The organism is Pseudomonas entomophila, from assembly GCF_029478665.1.
In the GTDB taxonomy this organism is placed as follows: Bacteria; Pseudomonadota; Gammaproteobacteria; order Pseudomonadales; family Pseudomonadaceae; genus Aquipseudomonas; species Aquipseudomonas entomophila_F.
On the sequence record NZ_JARPQB010000020.1, the window covers coordinates 57,058 to 73,905 of the forward strand.

Genomic DNA, 16,848 nt, shown 5'->3' on the forward strand with positions numbered 1-16,848 from the left:
ACATCCTGATTGCATAGTGTCAGGTGTGGAACGAGGGTTTATACCGCGCCAGCACCGCCCATTCATCCATCGGAACACTGTCCGAATAACTCGAGATTCCCTATATGGACACAGAAACTCCTTCAAACGCACTCCCTGGCCGATGCCCTATCGAAGCAACACGTGACCCGAGGGATGAGCCTGAAGACATAGATCAAGGCACCATGAAGCTGATAGTGGGTCTTATTGCAGTGTCCCTGGGAGCAGTGTGCACCCTCTTGGCAGGTAAATGGCTTGCTTCTATCAGTGAAGCATATATTCAAGGCGGTTGGGCGCGGGACGTATTTGTGGGGGCCCTGTTCTCAATTGCCGCTTTCTTATTTGCCTACCTTGGCGGTTCGAAGTGCGAGGCTTGGCTGAGTAAGATTGCGGCTTTCGCTGCACTCGGGATTGCGTTGTTCCCATGCAGCTGCAAGCTATGCCCAGCTGTTGACGAAGCCGTGCGCTCGGCGGGAGCCGCGATAGCCAAGTGTATTGAGCCCCCAGCGATTGAACGGGTACCCGGCGTTCATCTGGCGTGCGCTACAGTTCTCTTTATAGTCCTTACTGTGTTTTGCCGCATTTTCTACCTCAGGGCTAAACGAAAATACGAGCAGTCACTCACTCAAAATCCGACTATGGCCGGTCGACGAATGGTGATCTACTTAATATGCGCTATCGCAATACTCGGATCGATTGCCGCGTTAGGCGTTGGGGCGATATTCAACTTTGACGACAAATACCCAGGTTTTGTATTCGCAGGCGAATCGGCCGGTCTGTTCGCATTTGGCATCTCTTGGCTGACTGCCAGCAAGGTTGTGCCCTGGCTTGCGGACGATGGAGAGAGGCTGCACCCCACACTCAGAAGGAAACGGATGGCCAGGCCACGTGAGAATGTTGGTGAACTTAGCGACTGCCAGAAGTAGGGCTGAAACCGCGCTTACATGCAGAATCCAACCTCACATGCCACCCGATCCATTGCAGATTTCACGCACAAGCGCGCTCTTCAATTTCTGGTTTGGGTTTTCACGCGGCCTGGACCCATTGCTGTGATCAGATACGGTAGAGCTCGGCCAAATGAGGATGTTCGCGGATCATGAAAATTTAGGATTGGCTTCCGTGAAACGGAGAGGCTGCTCTGCAGCGAGTCATGAAGCAAAGCGGCCCTCCCCCCTCGATTGTCGTTTCAGACCTTCTTCAAAATGCCCATATGCGCATCGTCCATCAGTGCCTTGGCCATATCGCTGAGGTAGTGCGACGCCCAGACCAGCACCGGTTCGTTGTCCACCACACCGATGAATGACGCACGGCGCGCGCTGTCGAGCAGTACGGAGGCTTGTTCCATCGCGTGGTTGGCGCAGTTGCCGGGTTCTACGCGGAACAGGCGCGTGCCCTTAGTGGCGCCTTCCATAAATGTGCACGTGCCAACGGTCCAGCCGAGTTGGCCATGGTCTGCTGGTAGATCGTTGTCCATTCGGGGTTCCTCTGAGGCTTTGAATTTGGTGGGTCAGGTCTTGCACTGAGCTACCTGTAGGAGCGGCTTCAGCCGCGATCACCAGCAGCGCTGGTGCCAGGCACCGCGGTGTCTGCATCGCGGCTGAAGCCGCTCCTACAGGGCCAACGCAGGGCTGTCAGTGCAGCGTGTAAGACGGCGGCCGGGCGCTCATCTGTAGCTGAGCCAAGGCCGACTCCAGCAACGTGCGAGTGGCATCGAGTTCGTGCATCACCGTCAGCATTACCAATGTGGCGGGGGACTTGGGCAGATGGGTCAAGGACTGATGCGTCACTGCCAGCGCGCACATGACGTACTCGGTAGCGTGGACAAGCGTGTCTTCGAGGAAGTGAGGGGACTCGGTGGAGTGCGGTGGATCCGGGACAATCTTCAGCATGATGTAGCTCTCCAGTTGCGCTGATCGGACCGCCGCCAATCGCTTGCAGGCGATTGGGTGGCGGCTACGTACGGGCCTGCAAGACCGGGGCAACTAGAGAAAACCCGGCTGGCGCGAAGGCCACCCGTACGCAGCCACCAAAACGCACAGTCAATGGCTGAAGCCAATGACAGGAGGTGGTGCTGATCTAGTTGTCCCGCTCGGGCTTGCAGACCCGGCCGCTGTTTTTCGCAACGGCCCGGCGAGACTAGACCTCATGGCGAAGGCGCAAAAGCGGCCAAAGCATGCTTCGGAAACGCCCTACTCGAAATAGGGAAAATCTGATCAATCCATGTAGGACGCCAGCCTCATACCCACTTCTCACCATTCCCATTCCCGTCCTCACCCAGTACACTTGCGACAAATTCTTATTTGCATCCAGATATGTCGTCAGGGGAGCCTCGATGTCCACCGTTGTGTCCGACGGAGCTGCACACTTTGGCTTGGAAACGCTCTACCGCGAGCACAGCGGCTGGCTGCACGGCTGGTTGCGCCAACGGCTGAACAACACCGCCGATGCCGCCGACCTGGCCCAGGACACCTTCATCCGGGTGCTGCTGGCCCGCACCGCAGGCACGCTCAATCAACCACGCCACTACCTGGCGACCATCGCCCGTGGCCTGGTCATCGACCTGTACCGCCGCCGCAGCCTGGAAAACGCCTACCTCGAGGCCCTGGCGCAGCAGCCGGAACACTACGCGCCCTCCGCCGAAACCCGGGCCGCCATCCTCGATACCCTGATGGCCATCGACCGCATGCTCGATGGACTCGGCCCACGCACGCGGGCGATCTTTCTCGCCGTGCAGCTCGACGGCCTGAGCTACGAAAAAGCCGCCGAGCGGCTCGGCGTTTCGGTGACCACCGTGCGCAAGCACCTGGCGCGTGCGCTGATGCATTGCCTGCTGATCGAGGGCGCATGAAGGCCATTCTCGCCGACGCCGTGGACTGGTACGTGCGCTTGCATGACAGCCACGTCGATGATTCAACCCGCGCCGCATGGCAAGCCTGGCACGCCGCCGACCCTCGCCACGCCGCCGCCTGGGCGCGGCTGGAACAGCTGCAATGCCGCCTGGGCAACGCCCCCAGCGGCGCCGCGCAGACGCTGGAAATCGCCCGGCAGGATCGACGCCATGTCGTGAAGGCATTGGCACTGTTGCTCGGGGTCGGGGCGATCGGCTGGCAGGGTTATCGCGCCTCGCCGTGGCAAGCCGATTACTCGACGCGGGTTGGCGAGCGACGCCAACTGACTCTGGCCGATGGCACGCGCCTGGACCTGAATACCGACAGTCGTGTGGATGTTCGCTTCGATGCCGGCCGGCGCCTGATCCATCTGCGCCAGGGCGAGATCCTGGTGGAGACCGCCAAGGACCCGCGCCCACTCAGCGTGCGCACAACTGAAGGTGAGATTCTTGCGCTGGGCACCCGGTTCAGCGTGCGCCAGGACAATGGCCTGAGTCATGTGGCGGTGGCCGCCCATGCCGTGGAAGTGCGCCCCGACCGATCGGCGCAGGTGGCGCGCATCGACTCCGGGCACAGCTTGAGCTTCAGCGCCGACACCGTCGGAGCGCCAAGCCCCCTGCCCCCCGGCGCCCAGGCGTGGGCCCAGGGCATGCTGGTCACCGTCGACTGGCGCCTGGGCGATGTGATTCATCAACTCGGGCGCTACCGCCCCGGTTATCTCGGCTGCGCTGGCGAAGTCGCCGGGCTGCGCCTGTCCGGCGCCTTCAAACTCGACGACACCGACGTCGCCCTGGCCAGCCTGGAAGACGCCCTGCCCGTCCGCGCCCGGCGCATGACCCGCTACTGGGTGCGCCTGGAACCCCTCGGCATGGGTTAAGGCGACTGCCTTCCACCTCCTCTCACACCTCTGAGAATATTTCGCATTCAGGGGTGACAGATTTCTTTCACTGCTTCGGCTCTTGAGAACGCGCGCTTCAGCCGTGCCCAAGCCAATCAGCACAGGAACCCCTTTTCATGTCCGCACGCCGTACCTCGCTAGCCTGCAGCATTCGCCAGGCGACCCTCGCGCTGAGCCTTTGCGGTGCCGCGCTGGCGACCTCCACCGCCTGGGCCGCCCCGCAGCGCTACGATATTCCGGCCGGCAGCCTGGCTTCGGCGATCAGCCAGTTCGCCGCCGCCAGCGGCGTGACCATCAGCTTCAGCCACGACGAAACCACCGGGCTGCAGTCTTCAGGGCTGCACGGCAGCTTCGAGCTGGAGCAAGGCTTTGCCGCGTTGCTGCAGGGCTCCGGGTTGCGGGTGCAACCGATGGGCGAAAAGCGCTATGTGCTGAGCAAGGCGCCCACCGACGGGGCCGTCGAGCTGGGTGCGACCAGCATCGATGCCATGGGCCTGGGCAGCACCACCGAGGGCACGGGCAGCTACACCACGGGCTCGGCCAACACCGCGACCGGGCTGCGCCTCTCCGCGCGCGAGACGCCGCAGTCGGTGAGCGTGGTCACCCGCCAGCAGATCGAAGACCAGAACCTGACGGACGTTGCCCAGGTGCTCGAGCAAACCCCGGGCGTGGTGGTCAACAGCATGGGGCCGGCCGGCAGCGACGGTAACCATATCTATGTGCGTGGCTTCGAGGTCGGCAGCATCCAGGTCGACGGCGTCAACCGCCCCGACACCTATGGCTTTCGCGACGACCTGGCCGACATGGTCTCGTACGACCGGGTGGAAGTGGTACGCGGGGCCACGGGCCTGATGTCGGGGACCGGCGACCCCGGTGCCACCATCAACCTGATCCGCAAGAAGCCGACTGTCGAGACCCAACGCAAGCTGACCCTCAAGGCCGGCTCGTGGGACAACTACCGCACCGAACTGGACGTGTCCGGCAAGCTGTCGGAAAGCGGCCATGTACGCGGCCGTTTCGTGGCGTCGACCACCGACAGCCAAAGCCATATCGACCGCCAGTCGCTGAAAAAGGAAGTGGCCTACGGCGTGGTGGAATGGGATGTCACCGACAGCACGATGCTGACCGTGGGGGCGGAATACCAGGAGCTGGACAGCGACGGCGCTGGCAACCATGGCTTCCCGATGTACAACACCGATGGCAGCCACTTCAACCCTTCGCGCTCGTTCAACTCGGCCTCGGACTGGAGCTACCACAAGCGCCGCGCGAAAACGCTGTTCACCACCCTGGAACACCAGCTGGACAATGGCTGGCAGTTGAAGCTGAATGCCGAGCACAGCCGCCGCAGCTACGACGATGCCTTCGCCACCGCCGCCAGCGGCACCGTCAACCCAGACGGCAGCGGCATCAGCACCTGGACCGGGCGCTGGGCGGGCGAGCCCCGGCAGACCTCGTTCGATCTGTCGGCCAACGGCCCGTTCGAGTTGTTCACCCGTGAACACCAGGCGTACCTCGGTGCCAGTCACTACCGGGCCTACTACCGCAACAACGGCTACCCGCTCTGGTCGCTGCAGAGCATCGACAACATCCACTCCTGGGACGGTTCGCTGGCGATCCCGGACGCCATCCACGCCAAGTCCACCAAGGACGCGCTGGACGAAACCCAGGACGGCCTGGTGGCATCGGTGCGCTGGAGCCTGGCCGACGACCTGTCGCTGATCACCGGGGCGCGGGTGATCGACTGGAAACGCGACGAAGCCAACACCACCCTGGCCACCGGCGACACCAGCCGCACCTCGCGCAGCGAGACCGGGGTTGTCACCCCCTACATGGGGCTGGTCTACGACCTCAACGAAAACTGGTCGGCGTACGCCAGCTACACCACCATCTTCAAGCCGCAAAGCAAGCAGGATGTCAGTGGCGGCTACATCGAGCCGGAAGAAGGCGTGAACTACGAGCTGGGGCTCAAGAGCGAGTTCTGGGACAAGCGCCTGACCACCGCGTTCAGTGTCTTCGAGGTGCATCAGGACAACCTGGCCGTGGCGGACGGCAGCAACCTCGCCCCCGATGGCAACCAGGCCTACCGCGCCGAGTCGGGTACCAAGACCCGTGGCTTCGAAATGGAGATGGCGGGCGAGATCCTGCCCGGCTGGCAAGTCTCCGCCGGCTACACCTATGCGGTGGCCAAGGACTCCGATGGCAAGCGCCTGCTCACGGAAGTACCACGCGATACCCTCAAACTGTTCACCAGTTATCGCCTGCAATCCCTGCCGCAGCTGAAAGTCGGCGGTGGTGTGCGCTGGCAAGGCGCGGAGTACGCCAAGAACGCAGGGCCCGACGGCGAAACGTTCAACCAGGGCGCCTACAGCGTGGTCGACCTGATGGCGCAATACGCGTTCACCCCGCAAACCAGCGTCGCCTTGAACCTCAACAATGTGTTCGACGAGAAGTACTACACCGCGATCGGTTCGCGGGGTTGGTATGGCACCCCGCGTAGCGCCACGGCCACGTTGGTCTACGCGTTCTGACGCAAGGGTGTGAAGCCTGGTGGTCTCCCGCGCGCGGGGGCCACCAAACGGCGGGTGATAGCCTTTTAGAATCACCACGCAGTCTCTACAATCATGCCCCGATTTCCCTGGAAGCTCTGCATGACTGTCTTCACACGCCTGTGCCTCTGCCTTGGTCTCACCCTCGGTGGCTGCGCTGCCGTCCCCCAGAATCAGGTGGCACCGGTCACCCTGCCGTCACCGGCGAACGAGGCGCAAAAGCCGAGTGTCCATGTCTCGGTGAGCCACTACTTCGGCTCCCCGTTACCCCACCAGTTGGCGGGTTCGCTCAAGGGCGCTGCCTTGGAGATGGACACGCAACGCTTGCAAAGGCTGGCCGCCCTTTCCCCGCTAGCCCCCGCTGGGGTGCAGCAGAACACCACGCAACAGGTGCGCCAGATCCTCGACGAAACCGGGTTGTTCGCGCATGTCAGCATGAATGGCGAAGCGGTGCGCCCTGGTGATTACCAGCTGGATCTGCGTGTCTACACCTACTGGCCGTTCAGTGCCGGTGAGGCGCTGGCCAGCATGGCCACACTGGTTACCTTGGGGCTTGTCCCCAGCAGCCGGCCACAGGAATTCAAGTTGATCCTGAACCTGTATGGCCCGGACAGGCAGCCTCTGGCCTTGGCCGCCAACAGCGATGCGATCGACCAGCGGGTGGGCCTCGTCAACCTGGTGCGGCTGGGTGATACGCAGGAAAAGGCCGAGTACGACACGCTCAAGCGTCAGGTCAATGCGCTGCTGTTGAATGCGATGTCGGAGCTACTGTAGGAGCGGCTTCAGCCGCGATGCAGACAACGCGGTCATGGCACCCGCTTTGCGGGTGATCGCGGCTGAAGCCGCTCCTACAGGGGCCGTGGCAAGGCTGCGCTCACGTTCCTTACTTGAACAGCTCGCCCTGCCCTTCGAAATGCGCACTGCAGCGCACGAACACCTCGGCCTGGCGATACTCCATGGCCAGCTCCAGGTAGCTGCAGCCCTCGTCGAACAAGCGGCCCATCAGGAACCGGTCCGATTCCGGAATCCGGTAGGCATCGAGGTTGTCCAGGTCCGCCCACACCAGCGGGTGCTTCTCCTCGACCAGCGTGGGCCGGGCCTTGGCCTCGAAGCTGTAGACGAAGATCAGCCAGTTCCAGTCCGGCGACTGCGAGTAGTCGTACACCAGCCCACGCGGGCGCAGCGGCTCGGTGATTTCGTAGCCCGTCTCCTCGGCGAACTCGCGGCGCGCGCAGTCGATGGGGATTTCACCGAACTCGCACTTGCCGCCCGGCGGCAGCAGGAAACCGCGGTAAGGCGACGTCTGCCGGTCCAGCAGCAGTACCTGCCCCTCGTAGGTGCAGTACACCAGGGTGCTGAGCCTGGGGCTCATCGATCGTTCCATCAGAAGGTCTTCCAGTTGAAGTCGTTGGCATTGTCGCACAGCAACCCCACGCGCCCGCCCATGCGCACCCCGCGCTTGCGGTAATCGTCGCTCACCGACTCGAAGGCGAAGGTCGACAGGTCGGCGAACAGGGTATCGGCATTCCTCACCAGGAAGAACAGCTTGCTGCGCAGGTCGTATTCCATGACCAGGCGCAGGGTCGCTTCGTTCACCGTATCGCATTCGACGATCACCCCGAACTCACCGAAGTACGCCGTCGGGTAGACCACCCGCCGCACAGGGATGCCCTTGCTCTCGAGGAAGCCGTACATGAACGTCTCGTTCTGCAGGCGCATCAGGTCCAGGCCCGACTCCTTGCCGCAGAAGATCCCGAAGAACAGCGGATTGTCCCGTGCGTGGATCGCCTCGACGGTCAGCTCGAAGCCCACGGTCTTCTCGCTGTAGTAGCCCTTGAACTCGCAGAACGGCCCTTCGTCGATCATCTTGCCGTTCAGGCTGGCGTGCAGCACCAGCTCGCTCTCGGCCGGCACCGCCGGGTAGTCGCCCTGGCGGCACAGGCCGATGGGCGCGTCGGCGATGGCCGAGGAGAACACGTAGCTGTCCACGTCCGCCGGGATCTTGCTGGCCCCGCCGATATAGGCCGCGATCGGCCCGCCATTGAACAGGCTGACCTTGACCTCGCCCTCCTCGCGCAGCCGCTCGTGGATGATCGCGTGGGCGTCGGTGCGGGGGTCGATGAACACCGCGATGGTGCGCCCGTCCTTGATCTCGCCACGGTAGAAGCCCAGGTTGTAGCGCCCGGCCTTGTCCTGCACGCAGAACACGAACGAGGTCAGGTAGCGGCCACCGTCACCTGGCTGGTACTTGAGAAACGGCAGGTCGAGCAACGACCAGTCCATCCGCTGCAACGCCCATGGCGCCTGCACGGGGGCGCGCTGGTCGGCGTGCACCCCGCGCGCGCGCCGGGCGAACTCCGGCTGCACGTTCTCTTCGTTCAAGCCCAGCCCGCGCAACATCAGCTCGCGCTTGAAGGCGTTGTCCACATAGGGCACCGCGGAAGCGCAGGCGACGTTGCTGAACTTCACCACCGGGTAGGCCTTGAGGTCGTAGTGCTGGTGCAGGTAGCGCGAGATCTCGAGGTCGGTCTCGAACAGGCCCGCGACTTCGTCGACGCGGGCCTCGCTGAGTAGGCTTCTCATCAGGCGTCGATCCTTCTTTCCCAGGGGAAGCGCACCCACTCGGTGACTTCCCGGGCATGGAACTCGACCATCTCGTTGACCTGGGCGCGGTCGCCGTTGGCGGCGTTGAACACCAGGCTGGCGACATAGATGTCGCGCCCATCCACGCCGTACTGTTCGCGGATGAAGCGCACGGTCTCGCCGCTGCCGACGATGTCCTCGATCACCAGCCATTTCTTGCCGGCCTGCGCCAGGGGGCTGATGTCCACCAGCTGCGGGGCGGCCTTGCGCGAGTCGACGCCATCGGACAGGTTGCGTTGGATCGACAGCGTGGCCACTTCGCGCATGCCCAGCTCATGGGCGACGATCACCGCCGGCACCCAGCCGGAGCGCGCCACGCCGACGATGGTGTCGAAGGCGTAGCCCGACTCGCGCACCGCCTCGGCGATGGCCAGCGACAGCTGCTCCACATCGTTCCAGGTCAGGTTAATCATGGCTGAGCACCTCGGCCTTGTAGTCGATGGGGTGCTTGGCCGCGTCCAGGGCATGGGGGCGGCTTTCCTGGCTGGTCTGCACCGATACCTCGATGAATTCGTGGCGCTCCAGCAGTTGCTGGTAGTCGCTGGCGCCGCAGTAGCTGAAGCCCGACTGCACGCCGCCGATCAGTTGGTACAGGTAGGCGCGCAGGGGGCCGGCGTATTCGAAGCAGGCCTCGATGCCTTCAGGCACATAGCGCAGCAGTTGCTCCTCGGTGATCTTCTGGCCTTGCAGGCGCTTGAGCTCGAGGTGGGTGCCGAAGGTGACGAAGCCGCGGGTCAGCTTGAAGCGCTTGCCGGACACCTCCAGCAGCTGCGCGGCGCTTTCGTCGGTGCCGGCGAGCATGCGCCCGAGCATCACCGCGTTGGCGCCGGCGGCCAGGGCCTTGACGATATCCCCGGAGCTGCGGATGCCGCCGTCGGCGATGATGCTGACGCCCGCCTCCTTCGCCGCCGCGGCGCATTCGAGGATGGCGGTGAGCTGCGGTACCCCGGCGCCGGTGACCGAGCGCGTGGTGCACACGCTGCCCGGGCCGATGCCGACCTTGATCACGCTGGCCCCGGCCTTCGCCAGGTCGAGCACGCCTTCGGGCGTGGCGACGTTGCCGGCGACGATCGGGATATCGCCCAGGCGCTCCTTGACGTTGGCGATCGCGGCGATGGCGTGGGTGGAATGACCGTGGGCGATGTCCAGGGTCAGGAAGTCCACATCGCAGGCGGCAAGGCCGGCGGCACGCTGCAGGTAGTCGTCGACGATGCCGATCGAGCCGCCGACCTTGAGCCGGCCCTGGCTGTCCAGGGTCGGCGCGAAATCAGGCTCGCGCTGGGTCACCGGCGCGCTCTTCACCGCATGGACGAAGGCCACCTGGTCTTCGATGCTGCACATGCGGTGGACGATGCCCAGCCCGCCCATCCGCGCCATTTCCATGGCCATGCGGTCCTCGGTGCACCACTGGGTGTTGGCCGAGATGACCGGTACGCTCAGGCGGCCGAGGCCCTTGAGCTCGACGCCGATATCGGCCTCCTTGCGGCTGGCCAGGTGGGTTCTCTTGGGTACCAGCAGCACGTCGTCGAACACATAGCCCTTTCTAAACATGCTGCGCGCCTCCCACGTTGCCGGCCGGGTATTCGGCCCAGCAGTTGGGGGTTTCGTATACGCGGATGGTGTCCACGCGCACCTGCGCCGCGCCGTGGCCGAGGGTGGCGACCTTGTCGCTCAGCAGCTCGTACCAGTGCTTGGCCAGCGCCTCGGCGGTGGGCGAGAACGGCACCAGGTAGATCTTCATCCCTTCACCGTTGGTCAATGGCAACGCCACGCCGGAGGTGCGCACATCGCGGGCCGGGCCGCGGATGTCCAGCACCTGCAGCAGGTATTCGTCCTCGGCGTCGACGATCAGCGCGTGGTCGCACAGCTCGTCGATGCACTGCACCATGGCGTCCTTGGCAAAGCTGAAGTCCAGCACCATGCCGGTCTCCGAGCCCTGGGTGGCGAGCTCGTCGGCGCTGCAGGTCATGTGCACCGAGTAACGGTGGCCGTGCAGGTTGCGGCACTTGGAACCATGGGAGCGGATCCGGTGACCGGCGTCGATTTCGATCTTGCGGTCGATCTTGAACATGACAGTCTTCCCTTACTGAGAGTGGTGAACGCCATTGCCCCATGGCAACGCGGCGGCGGTGTAGAACTCGCCGCGCTTGACCGAGTCGCTGTCCAGCACGCCGGAGAAGTAGGTGGTGGTCATGTTGGCGTTGGGCTTGTAGGCGCCGCGGGTGCACAGGCAGTTGTGCTTGGCGCGGATGATCACCCCCACCCCTTTGGGGCGCAGCACTTCGTCCAGGGCCAGGCCGATCTCCGAGGTCAGGCGCTCCTGGATCTGTAGGCGCTTGGCGAAGATATCCACCACCCGGGCCAGCTTGGACAGGCCCACCACCCGGCCATTGGGGATGTAGCCGACGGTGGCGTTACCGACGATGGGTGCCAGGTGGTGCTCGCACATCGACTCGAAGTGGATGTTCTGCAACATGATCAGGTTCTTGTAGCCGGCCACTTCCTCGAAGAACTTCTCCAGTACCCGATACGGGTCCTGGGAATAACCCACGGTCTGCGCGACCATCGATTTCAAGAAGCGCTCCGGGGTTTCATGCAGGCCCTGGCGAGTGGTGTCTTCACCCAGATAATCGAGAATATCGATAACGCCTTGTCGGGCTTTGGCGTGGGAACGTTCTTTATCGTTTTGCATGGTCATATCCTTATGGAAGATTCAGCAGCTTGTGCAATTGCATATTCAATGTGTAACCCTGGCGGGTGGCCACATCGATACAAGCCTTGAGGTTGTCCTTGTTGCGTTGCTCGTCGTAGTCATCCCGTGGCATGACATATACCGGCTTGCCCTGGGGCGGGCGGAACAGCCGGGCCTTTTTACCGGCCCGTTGCGTGGAAGTGCCCGGCAGGCCATCGACTTCGTCGACTTCGCCATGGGCCAGTACATATTTGTAGTGGGTGATGATCTCGATCATGCGCAGGTCCAGCACCGGCGTCTTCGGGCTGCACACCACGGTGACGTCCTGGCCGGTGGGGATGGCCTGGTAGATCGTGCCATTGGTTTCGATCTGGACCTTGAAGCCCTCGTCGAGAAACACCTGGATCAGTGGCGCGATGCTCTGGCGAAAGGGTTCGCCGCCTGTCAGCACGACCAGCTCGGGCACCGGTGCCTCGAGGCCGCGGATCATCTCGACGATGGCCTGCGGGGTCATCGACCAGCGAAACGCCTCGAACTGGGTGTCGCACCAGTAGCACTGCAGGTTGCATCCCGACAGCCGGACGAAGGTCGACGGCACCCCCGAATAAGGGCCCTCGCCTTGCAAGGTCCTGAACACCTCTTCCACCCAAAGGGTCTCGCTGTCAGGCGCTTTCTTTCTTATGGGGTTCTCGCCAAACATACCCACTCCCTGTTGACTGCAATGCGCACCTTGGTAATGAAGAGGCGCACGCTGATAAAACATCAGCAGGCAGGGAAGTTTCCAGACAAGCAGATGCAAGCGGATAGAAAACTTGAGCGGAACTATCCGCACTCAACATTTACTTCCTCGGCAGCCTGATCCCTGGCCAGTTCGCTTCCCTGCAGCGACTATATAAAAATGAACGCAGTAGTTGCGATCAATTAGCCATCACCCGATCCTGAGCGACAGCACCTGTTTAATTGACGTATATCATCTCGCCATGCACAGCATGTTATGCTTGGGGAGATCGATATATACGTGCGGTAAAACAAACTAGACCAGATAACCGGACCGTGCAAAATATCGATTTCGTTTATCCACGTGCCCGCCATATATCCATAAGGAATAAAAACATCGCGTGATATCATGATTCTTCATGAGATTGTGACCCTGAATTCCCGTACAGGAAAAAGGGATTTTGATCTGAACCCGAGCTTCGCTTGAGTCATCAAATGGACTGCTTCACCCGGCATCGGAGGCCGTTGCATGCTTGAACACAAATCCCCGACCCACCGCCCCACGGGCGAGCTGATGATCCTGCTGGCCATGGCCGGGCCCTTGATGGCCGCCCAGCTGTCCAAGGTGGTCATGGTCTTCACCGACACTTACATGATGGGCCGCCTGGGCGCCGAGGCCCTGGCCGGCGGCGGTGTCGGCGCGTCGATCTATTCGTTCCTGACCTTTTCGTTTTCCGGAGTCATCTCCGGCATCGGCACGCTGATCGCCATCGCCCACGGCTCGCGTGACATCACCCGTGTGCGACGCTCCTGCCAGAGCGGCCTGCTCATCGCCCTGCTGCTGGCGGCCCTGGGCATGCTGGTGCTGTGGCTGGCCGCGCCACTGCTGCGCAGCCTCGGCCAGCCGCCGCAAAGCATCGACGCCTTCATCGCCTTCACCCACGCGGTGGCCTTCGCACTGCCGGGCTACCTGGTGTTCATGGCCCTGCGCAACTTCGTCAGCGCCCTGGGCGACACCAAGCCGGTGATGGTCATCAGCATGGCCGGCGCGGTGCTGAACCTGGCGCTCAACCTGGTGATCATCAACCAGTGGTTCGGCATCCCCTTCCTGGGCCTGCGCGGCATCGGCGCGGTCACCGCCAGTGTTTCGCTGCTGATGGCGATCTCGCTGGCTGGTTACATCGCTATGACGCCCCGCTATCACCCCTACCGGATCTTCGAGGGCATCCTCGACATCGACTGGAGCATCCTGCGCCAGGCCTTGCGCTTCGGCATCCCGGTGGGCCTGTCGTTCGCCATCGAACTGAGCCTGTTCACCTGCGCGGCGCTGATGATGGGGCACTTCGGCGTGGTGGTGCAGGCGGCCCACCATGTGGCGATGCAGGCGGTGCTGATCGCCTTCGTGGTGCCCATCAGCCTGTCCAGCGCCACCTCCTACCGGGTCGGCCAGCTGGTGGGCGCCGGCCGCGTGGCCGAGACCAAGCGCGTGGCGCGCATCGGCCTGGCCTGTGGCGCCGTCGCCTCGTTGATCTTCGCCCCGCTGTTCCTGGTGTTCCCCACCGAGATCGCCAGCCTGTTCGTGCACGCTGGCACCGCCGACAGCCTGCTGCTCAAGAGCACCGTGGCCAGCCTGCTGGCCGTGGCGGTGTGGTTCCTGCTGTTCGACGGTGCGCAGAACATCCTGCTGGGGGCGCTCCGGGGGCTGAAGGCGCTGAAGACCTCACTGGCGCTGGTGGCGATCTTCTACTGGGCCATCGCCCTGCCGACCGCCTACATCCTCGGTATCCACCTGGAACTGGGGCCGCGCTACATCTGGGCGGGCCTGGCCATCGGCCTGGCGGCGGCGACTTTCGCGATGTACCTGGGGCTGGAGCTGATCGTCAACCGGCAGGCACGCGAGGCGCGTGCACCAGGGGCGCCGGTGCTGGCGCGGGAGGCGAAGAGTAGCTGAATAGCGCAGCACACCTTGCCTACTTCGTACGCTTGAAACGCTCTCGATAAGCCGTTGGCGTAAGCCCCGTGCGCGCTTGGAACAAGCGCGAGAACGAACTGGCATCCGAGTATCCGACATCGACCAGGATCGTCTCGATGTGCAGGTCGGTGAGCTCCAGCAACTGCTTGGCGGCCTCTATCCGCAGGTTCTGCAGATACGTCAGGGGCTGCATGCCCAGCGCAAGTTTGAAACGCCGATTGAGCGTGCGCTGGCTGACGGCCAGTTCCGCGGCCAAGGCCTTGATGGTGAGGGGCTTGCGCAGGTTTTGCTGCAGCTTGTACTGGGCCCTGGCGACCAGGCTGTCGCCATGGTCGCGGGCATCGGACAGCGGCAGAAAAGGCGCCTGCGCGGTCTGCCCGACATCCACCAGCAAGGTCTTGGCACACAGCGAGGCGATGGCGGGCGAGAAGAAATGCTCGATCATGCGCAGTGCCAGGTGCTGATAGGTGGGGATCCCGCCGGCGCAGAGCAGGCGTTCGTCCTCGGTCAGAAGGTGCCGCACATCCAGGCGCACCTTGGGGTAGCGTTGCCGGAAGCGCTTCTCCAGCCACCAGGTGGTGGTGGCGTGGCGCTTGTCCAGCAAGCCGGCCTCGGCCAACAGGAAGGTGCCGGTGCAGTTGGCGGCAACCAGCGCCCCCTGCTGCCATTGCTCGACGATCCAGTGGCCCAGCTTCGGGGAGGCCAGCACCCGCTCGAACGCTTCGTGGCCGTTGTAGAAGATGCCGGGGATGTAGACCAGATCGTAGGCGAGACCAAGGCTGACCAGTGGCTCCGTCGCCAGGCTCAGCCCCCCGCTGACATTGACGGCGCCCCCGGCCAGCGAGACGAACCGCCATTCGAAGGGCGCGACATGCTCGCCGAACTGCTTGCGGACATGGGCGTTGGCGACCTGAAAGATGTCCACCAGCCCGGTGAGGCTCGATGCATAGCAGTCTTCGAGGGTGATAAGCGCGACGCGGGGCATTGTGGAGGTCAACCTGTCTTGTTTCGCATAGCAACTGTCAAATTAGCCAATCCAACCCGAGCAGTCCAGTCCCTACACTCGACGCCACCTGGCAACCCAACTGATGAGGTTAAAGATGGCAACGCTTGTGAAACGCATGGCGGATGAGCTCTACCACGACCTGATGTCCTCCGCTGCGGTGCTTGAGATCCGCAAGGAAGTGCGTGCATTCGCCGATGAATTCGTCGCGCCCCGCGCCTATGAGATCGCCCACCGGGACGAGAGCGTCGAGAGCTTTCCCCGTGATGTGTTCGAGGCCATGGCACGCCAGGGCATCTTCAGGATCCCCTTCGCCAGCCGCGATGGCGGGCGTGGCCTGGAGCACCGGGTGCTGGCCACGGCCACGGTCTGCGAAGAGCTGGCGTACCACAGCAACTCGATCGCCGCCGTGTTCGATGTCCATTGCATCCTTGCCGGCCGCACCTTGGAGCGCGGCAGCGAGCTGATCCGTGATCGCTTTCTCAAGCCTGCCATCGAAGGCAGCAAGGTCGGCGCCTTCGCCACCACCGAACCCCTGGCCAGCACCGACCTTTCGCCCAAGGCTGTGGCGACCGTCGCCCGGCGCGAGGGGGACCGCTATATCGTCAATGGGCACAAGCGCTTCATCACCAACGCGCCGGTTGCCGATTTCATCGTCGTGCTCTGTCGCAGCGAGGAAGATGGCATGGTCGAGCTGGTGGTGCAGACCGGGCAGCCGGGTGTGCGCATTGGCAGGCCCGACCGGAAAATGGGCAACCGCGGGCAACTGACGGCCGATGTGCATTTCACCGATGTGGAGGTGCCGCTCGAGCATCGTATCGGCGAAGCCCATCAAGGGCTGCGCGTGGCGTTGGCGACATTGACGTATGGGCGCATCGGTATCGCCGCCACCGGTGTCGGCATGGCGCAATCGGCGTTCGACCATGCGACCGCGCACCTGCGCAGTCGCGAGGCGTTTGGCAAGAAGCTCGGTGCGTTCCAGCACTGGCAGTTCCGCATGGCGGAGCGCGCCACCCAGATCGAGAATGGGCGCAACCTCTACATCAAGGCGGCGCTGCGGATGGACCAGGGTGTCGAGTTCCCCGAACCGGAAGCGGCCATGGCCAAGTTCTATGCCACCGAAGCGGCAGGTGACATGGCGCGCGATGGCGTGCAGATCTTCGGTGGCTATGGTTTCCTGCGCGAGCTCTGCGAAGACGGCAGCCACTACAAGGTGGAAGAAATCTACCGGGACAACAAGATCAGCGAGATCTACGAAGGGACCAACGAGATCCAGCGCATGGTCATCGCCCGGCAGATCTTCGGCAAGGCATTGGTGGGATAGCACCCGCACCTCGCCTGTAGGAGCCAGCCTTGCTGGCGAAGGCCACACCGCGGTCCCCTCCCAGACCGGTTCGCCGGCAAGCCGGCTCCTACACGCGGTCCCCTGTAGGAGCGGCTTCAGCCGCGATCACCCGCGATGCGGGTGCCA

16 protein-coding genes are annotated in these 16,848 nt (G+C 63.3%); 6 read left to right on the top strand and 10 right to left on the bottom strand.

Annotation, left to right across the window (positions count from 1 at the left end; all coding sequences use genetic code 11):
* Nucleotides 1–1,204 precede the first annotated feature (1,204 nt).
* Together P5705_RS12325 and P5705_RS12330 are read right to left on the bottom strand one after the other, a co-directional pair.
* Nucleotides 1,205–1,492, bottom strand: coding sequence for a DUF3077 domain-containing protein (locus P5705_RS12325; protein ID WP_277461136.1), 288 nt, complete (start codon nucleotides 1,490–1,492; stop codon nucleotides 1,205–1,207).
* A 157-nt stretch (nucleotides 1,493–1,649) separates the two neighbouring features.
* Nucleotides 1,650–1,907 carry a hypothetical protein gene (locus P5705_RS12330; protein ID WP_277461137.1) on the bottom strand — a complete coding sequence of 86 codons (258 nt, stop codon included), beginning with the start codon at nucleotides 1,905–1,907 and terminating at the stop codon, nucleotides 1,650–1,652.
* A 443-nt stretch (nucleotides 1,908–2,350) separates the two neighbouring features.
* Here P5705_RS12330 and P5705_RS12335 point away from each other — a divergent pair, with 443 nt between their 5' ends.
* From P5705_RS12335 to P5705_RS12350, 4 genes are all read left to right on the top strand, one after another.
* Nucleotides 2,351–2,866 (top strand): sigma-70 family RNA polymerase sigma factor, encoded by a 516-nt coding sequence (locus P5705_RS12335; RefSeq protein ID WP_277461139.1) that lies wholly within the window; start codon nucleotides 2,351–2,353, stop codon nucleotides 2,864–2,866.
* Nucleotides 2,863–3,783 carry a FecR domain-containing protein gene (locus P5705_RS12340; RefSeq protein WP_277461140.1) on the top strand — a complete coding sequence of 307 codons (921 nt, stop codon included), beginning with the start codon at nucleotides 2,863–2,865 and terminating at the stop codon, nucleotides 3,781–3,783. Before P5705_RS12335 ends, P5705_RS12340 begins: the two co-directional genes overlap by 4 nt.
* Nucleotides 3,784–3,920: 137 nt before the next feature.
* The gene (locus P5705_RS12345) at nucleotides 3,921–6,332 is read left to right on the top strand and encodes a TonB-dependent siderophore receptor (protein ID WP_277461141.1); all 2,412 of its coding nucleotides are present in this window, start codon (nucleotides 3,921–3,923) and stop codon (nucleotides 6,330–6,332) included.
* A gap of 120 nt (nucleotides 6,333–6,452) precedes the next feature.
* Nucleotides 6,453–7,124, top strand: coding sequence for a hypothetical protein (locus P5705_RS12350; protein WP_277461142.1), 672 nt, complete (start codon nucleotides 6,453–6,455; stop codon nucleotides 7,122–7,124).
* Nucleotides 7,125–7,233: 109 nt separating this feature from the next.
* Here P5705_RS12350 and P5705_RS12355 read toward each other — a convergent pair whose 3' ends face one another.
* Genes P5705_RS12355 through P5705_RS12385 form a run of 7 tightly spaced genes read right to left on the bottom strand, consistent with a single transcriptional unit; the run spans nucleotide 7,234 to nucleotide 12,385 of the window.
* Nucleotides 7,234–7,722 carry an NUDIX domain-containing protein gene (locus tag P5705_RS12355; protein WP_277461143.1) on the bottom strand — a complete coding sequence of 163 codons (489 nt, stop codon included), beginning with the start codon at nucleotides 7,720–7,722 and terminating at the stop codon, nucleotides 7,234–7,236.
* A gap of 11 nt (nucleotides 7,723–7,733) precedes the next feature.
* Entirely contained in the window at nucleotides 7,734–8,933 is a 1,200-nt protein-coding gene (locus tag P5705_RS12360) for a UbiD family decarboxylase (RefSeq protein WP_277461144.1), read from the bottom strand.
* Nucleotides 8,933–9,406: a phosphoribosyltransferase gene (locus tag P5705_RS12365; protein WP_277461145.1), complete on the bottom strand. Its 474-nt coding sequence runs from the start codon at nucleotides 9,404–9,406 to the stop codon at nucleotides 8,933–8,935. Before P5705_RS12365 ends, P5705_RS12360 begins: the two co-directional genes overlap by 1 nt.
* Nucleotides 9,399–10,544: an IMP dehydrogenase gene (gene guaB, locus P5705_RS12370; protein ID WP_277461146.1), complete on the bottom strand. Its 1,146-nt coding sequence runs from the start codon at nucleotides 10,542–10,544 to the stop codon at nucleotides 9,399–9,401. The genes P5705_RS12365 and guaB overlap by 8 nt, the downstream gene beginning before the upstream one ends.
* Entirely contained in the window at nucleotides 10,537–11,064 is a 528-nt protein-coding gene (locus P5705_RS12375; RefSeq protein WP_277461147.1) for a 6-pyruvoyl trahydropterin synthase family protein, read from the bottom strand. Before P5705_RS12375 ends, guaB begins: the two co-directional genes overlap by 8 nt.
* Before the next feature lie 12 nt (nucleotides 11,065–11,076).
* Nucleotides 11,077–11,685, bottom strand: coding sequence for a GTP cyclohydrolase I FolE (gene folE, locus P5705_RS12380; protein ID WP_248919923.1), 609 nt, complete (start codon nucleotides 11,683–11,685; stop codon nucleotides 11,077–11,079).
* Nucleotides 11,686–11,695: 10 nt separating this feature from the next.
* Nucleotides 11,696–12,385 (bottom strand): 7-carboxy-7-deazaguanine synthase QueE, encoded by a 690-nt coding sequence (locus P5705_RS12385; protein WP_277461148.1) that lies wholly within the window; start codon nucleotides 12,383–12,385, stop codon nucleotides 11,696–11,698.
* A 546-nt stretch (nucleotides 12,386–12,931) separates the two neighbouring features.
* Between P5705_RS12385 and P5705_RS12390 the strand changes: the two genes are divergently transcribed.
* Nucleotides 12,932–14,353 carry a NorM family multidrug efflux MATE transporter gene (locus tag P5705_RS12390; RefSeq protein WP_277461149.1) on the top strand — a complete coding sequence of 474 codons (1,422 nt, stop codon included), beginning with the start codon at nucleotides 12,932–12,934 and terminating at the stop codon, nucleotides 14,351–14,353.
* Between the two features lie 19 nt (nucleotides 14,354–14,372).
* On the opposite strand, the gene P5705_RS12395 is transcribed toward P5705_RS12390, so the two are convergent.
* Entirely contained in the window at nucleotides 14,373–15,359 is a 987-nt protein-coding gene (locus P5705_RS12395) for a GlxA family transcriptional regulator (protein ID WP_277461150.1), read from the bottom strand.
* Nucleotides 15,360–15,474: 115 nt separating this feature from the next.
* Here P5705_RS12395 and P5705_RS12400 point away from each other — a divergent pair, with 115 nt between their 5' ends.
* Nucleotides 15,475–16,701: an acyl-CoA dehydrogenase family protein gene (locus tag P5705_RS12400; RefSeq protein WP_277461152.1), complete on the top strand. Its 1,227-nt coding sequence runs from the start codon at nucleotides 15,475–15,477 to the stop codon at nucleotides 16,699–16,701.
* The last annotated feature ends 147 nt before the right edge of the window (nucleotides 16,702–16,848 follow it).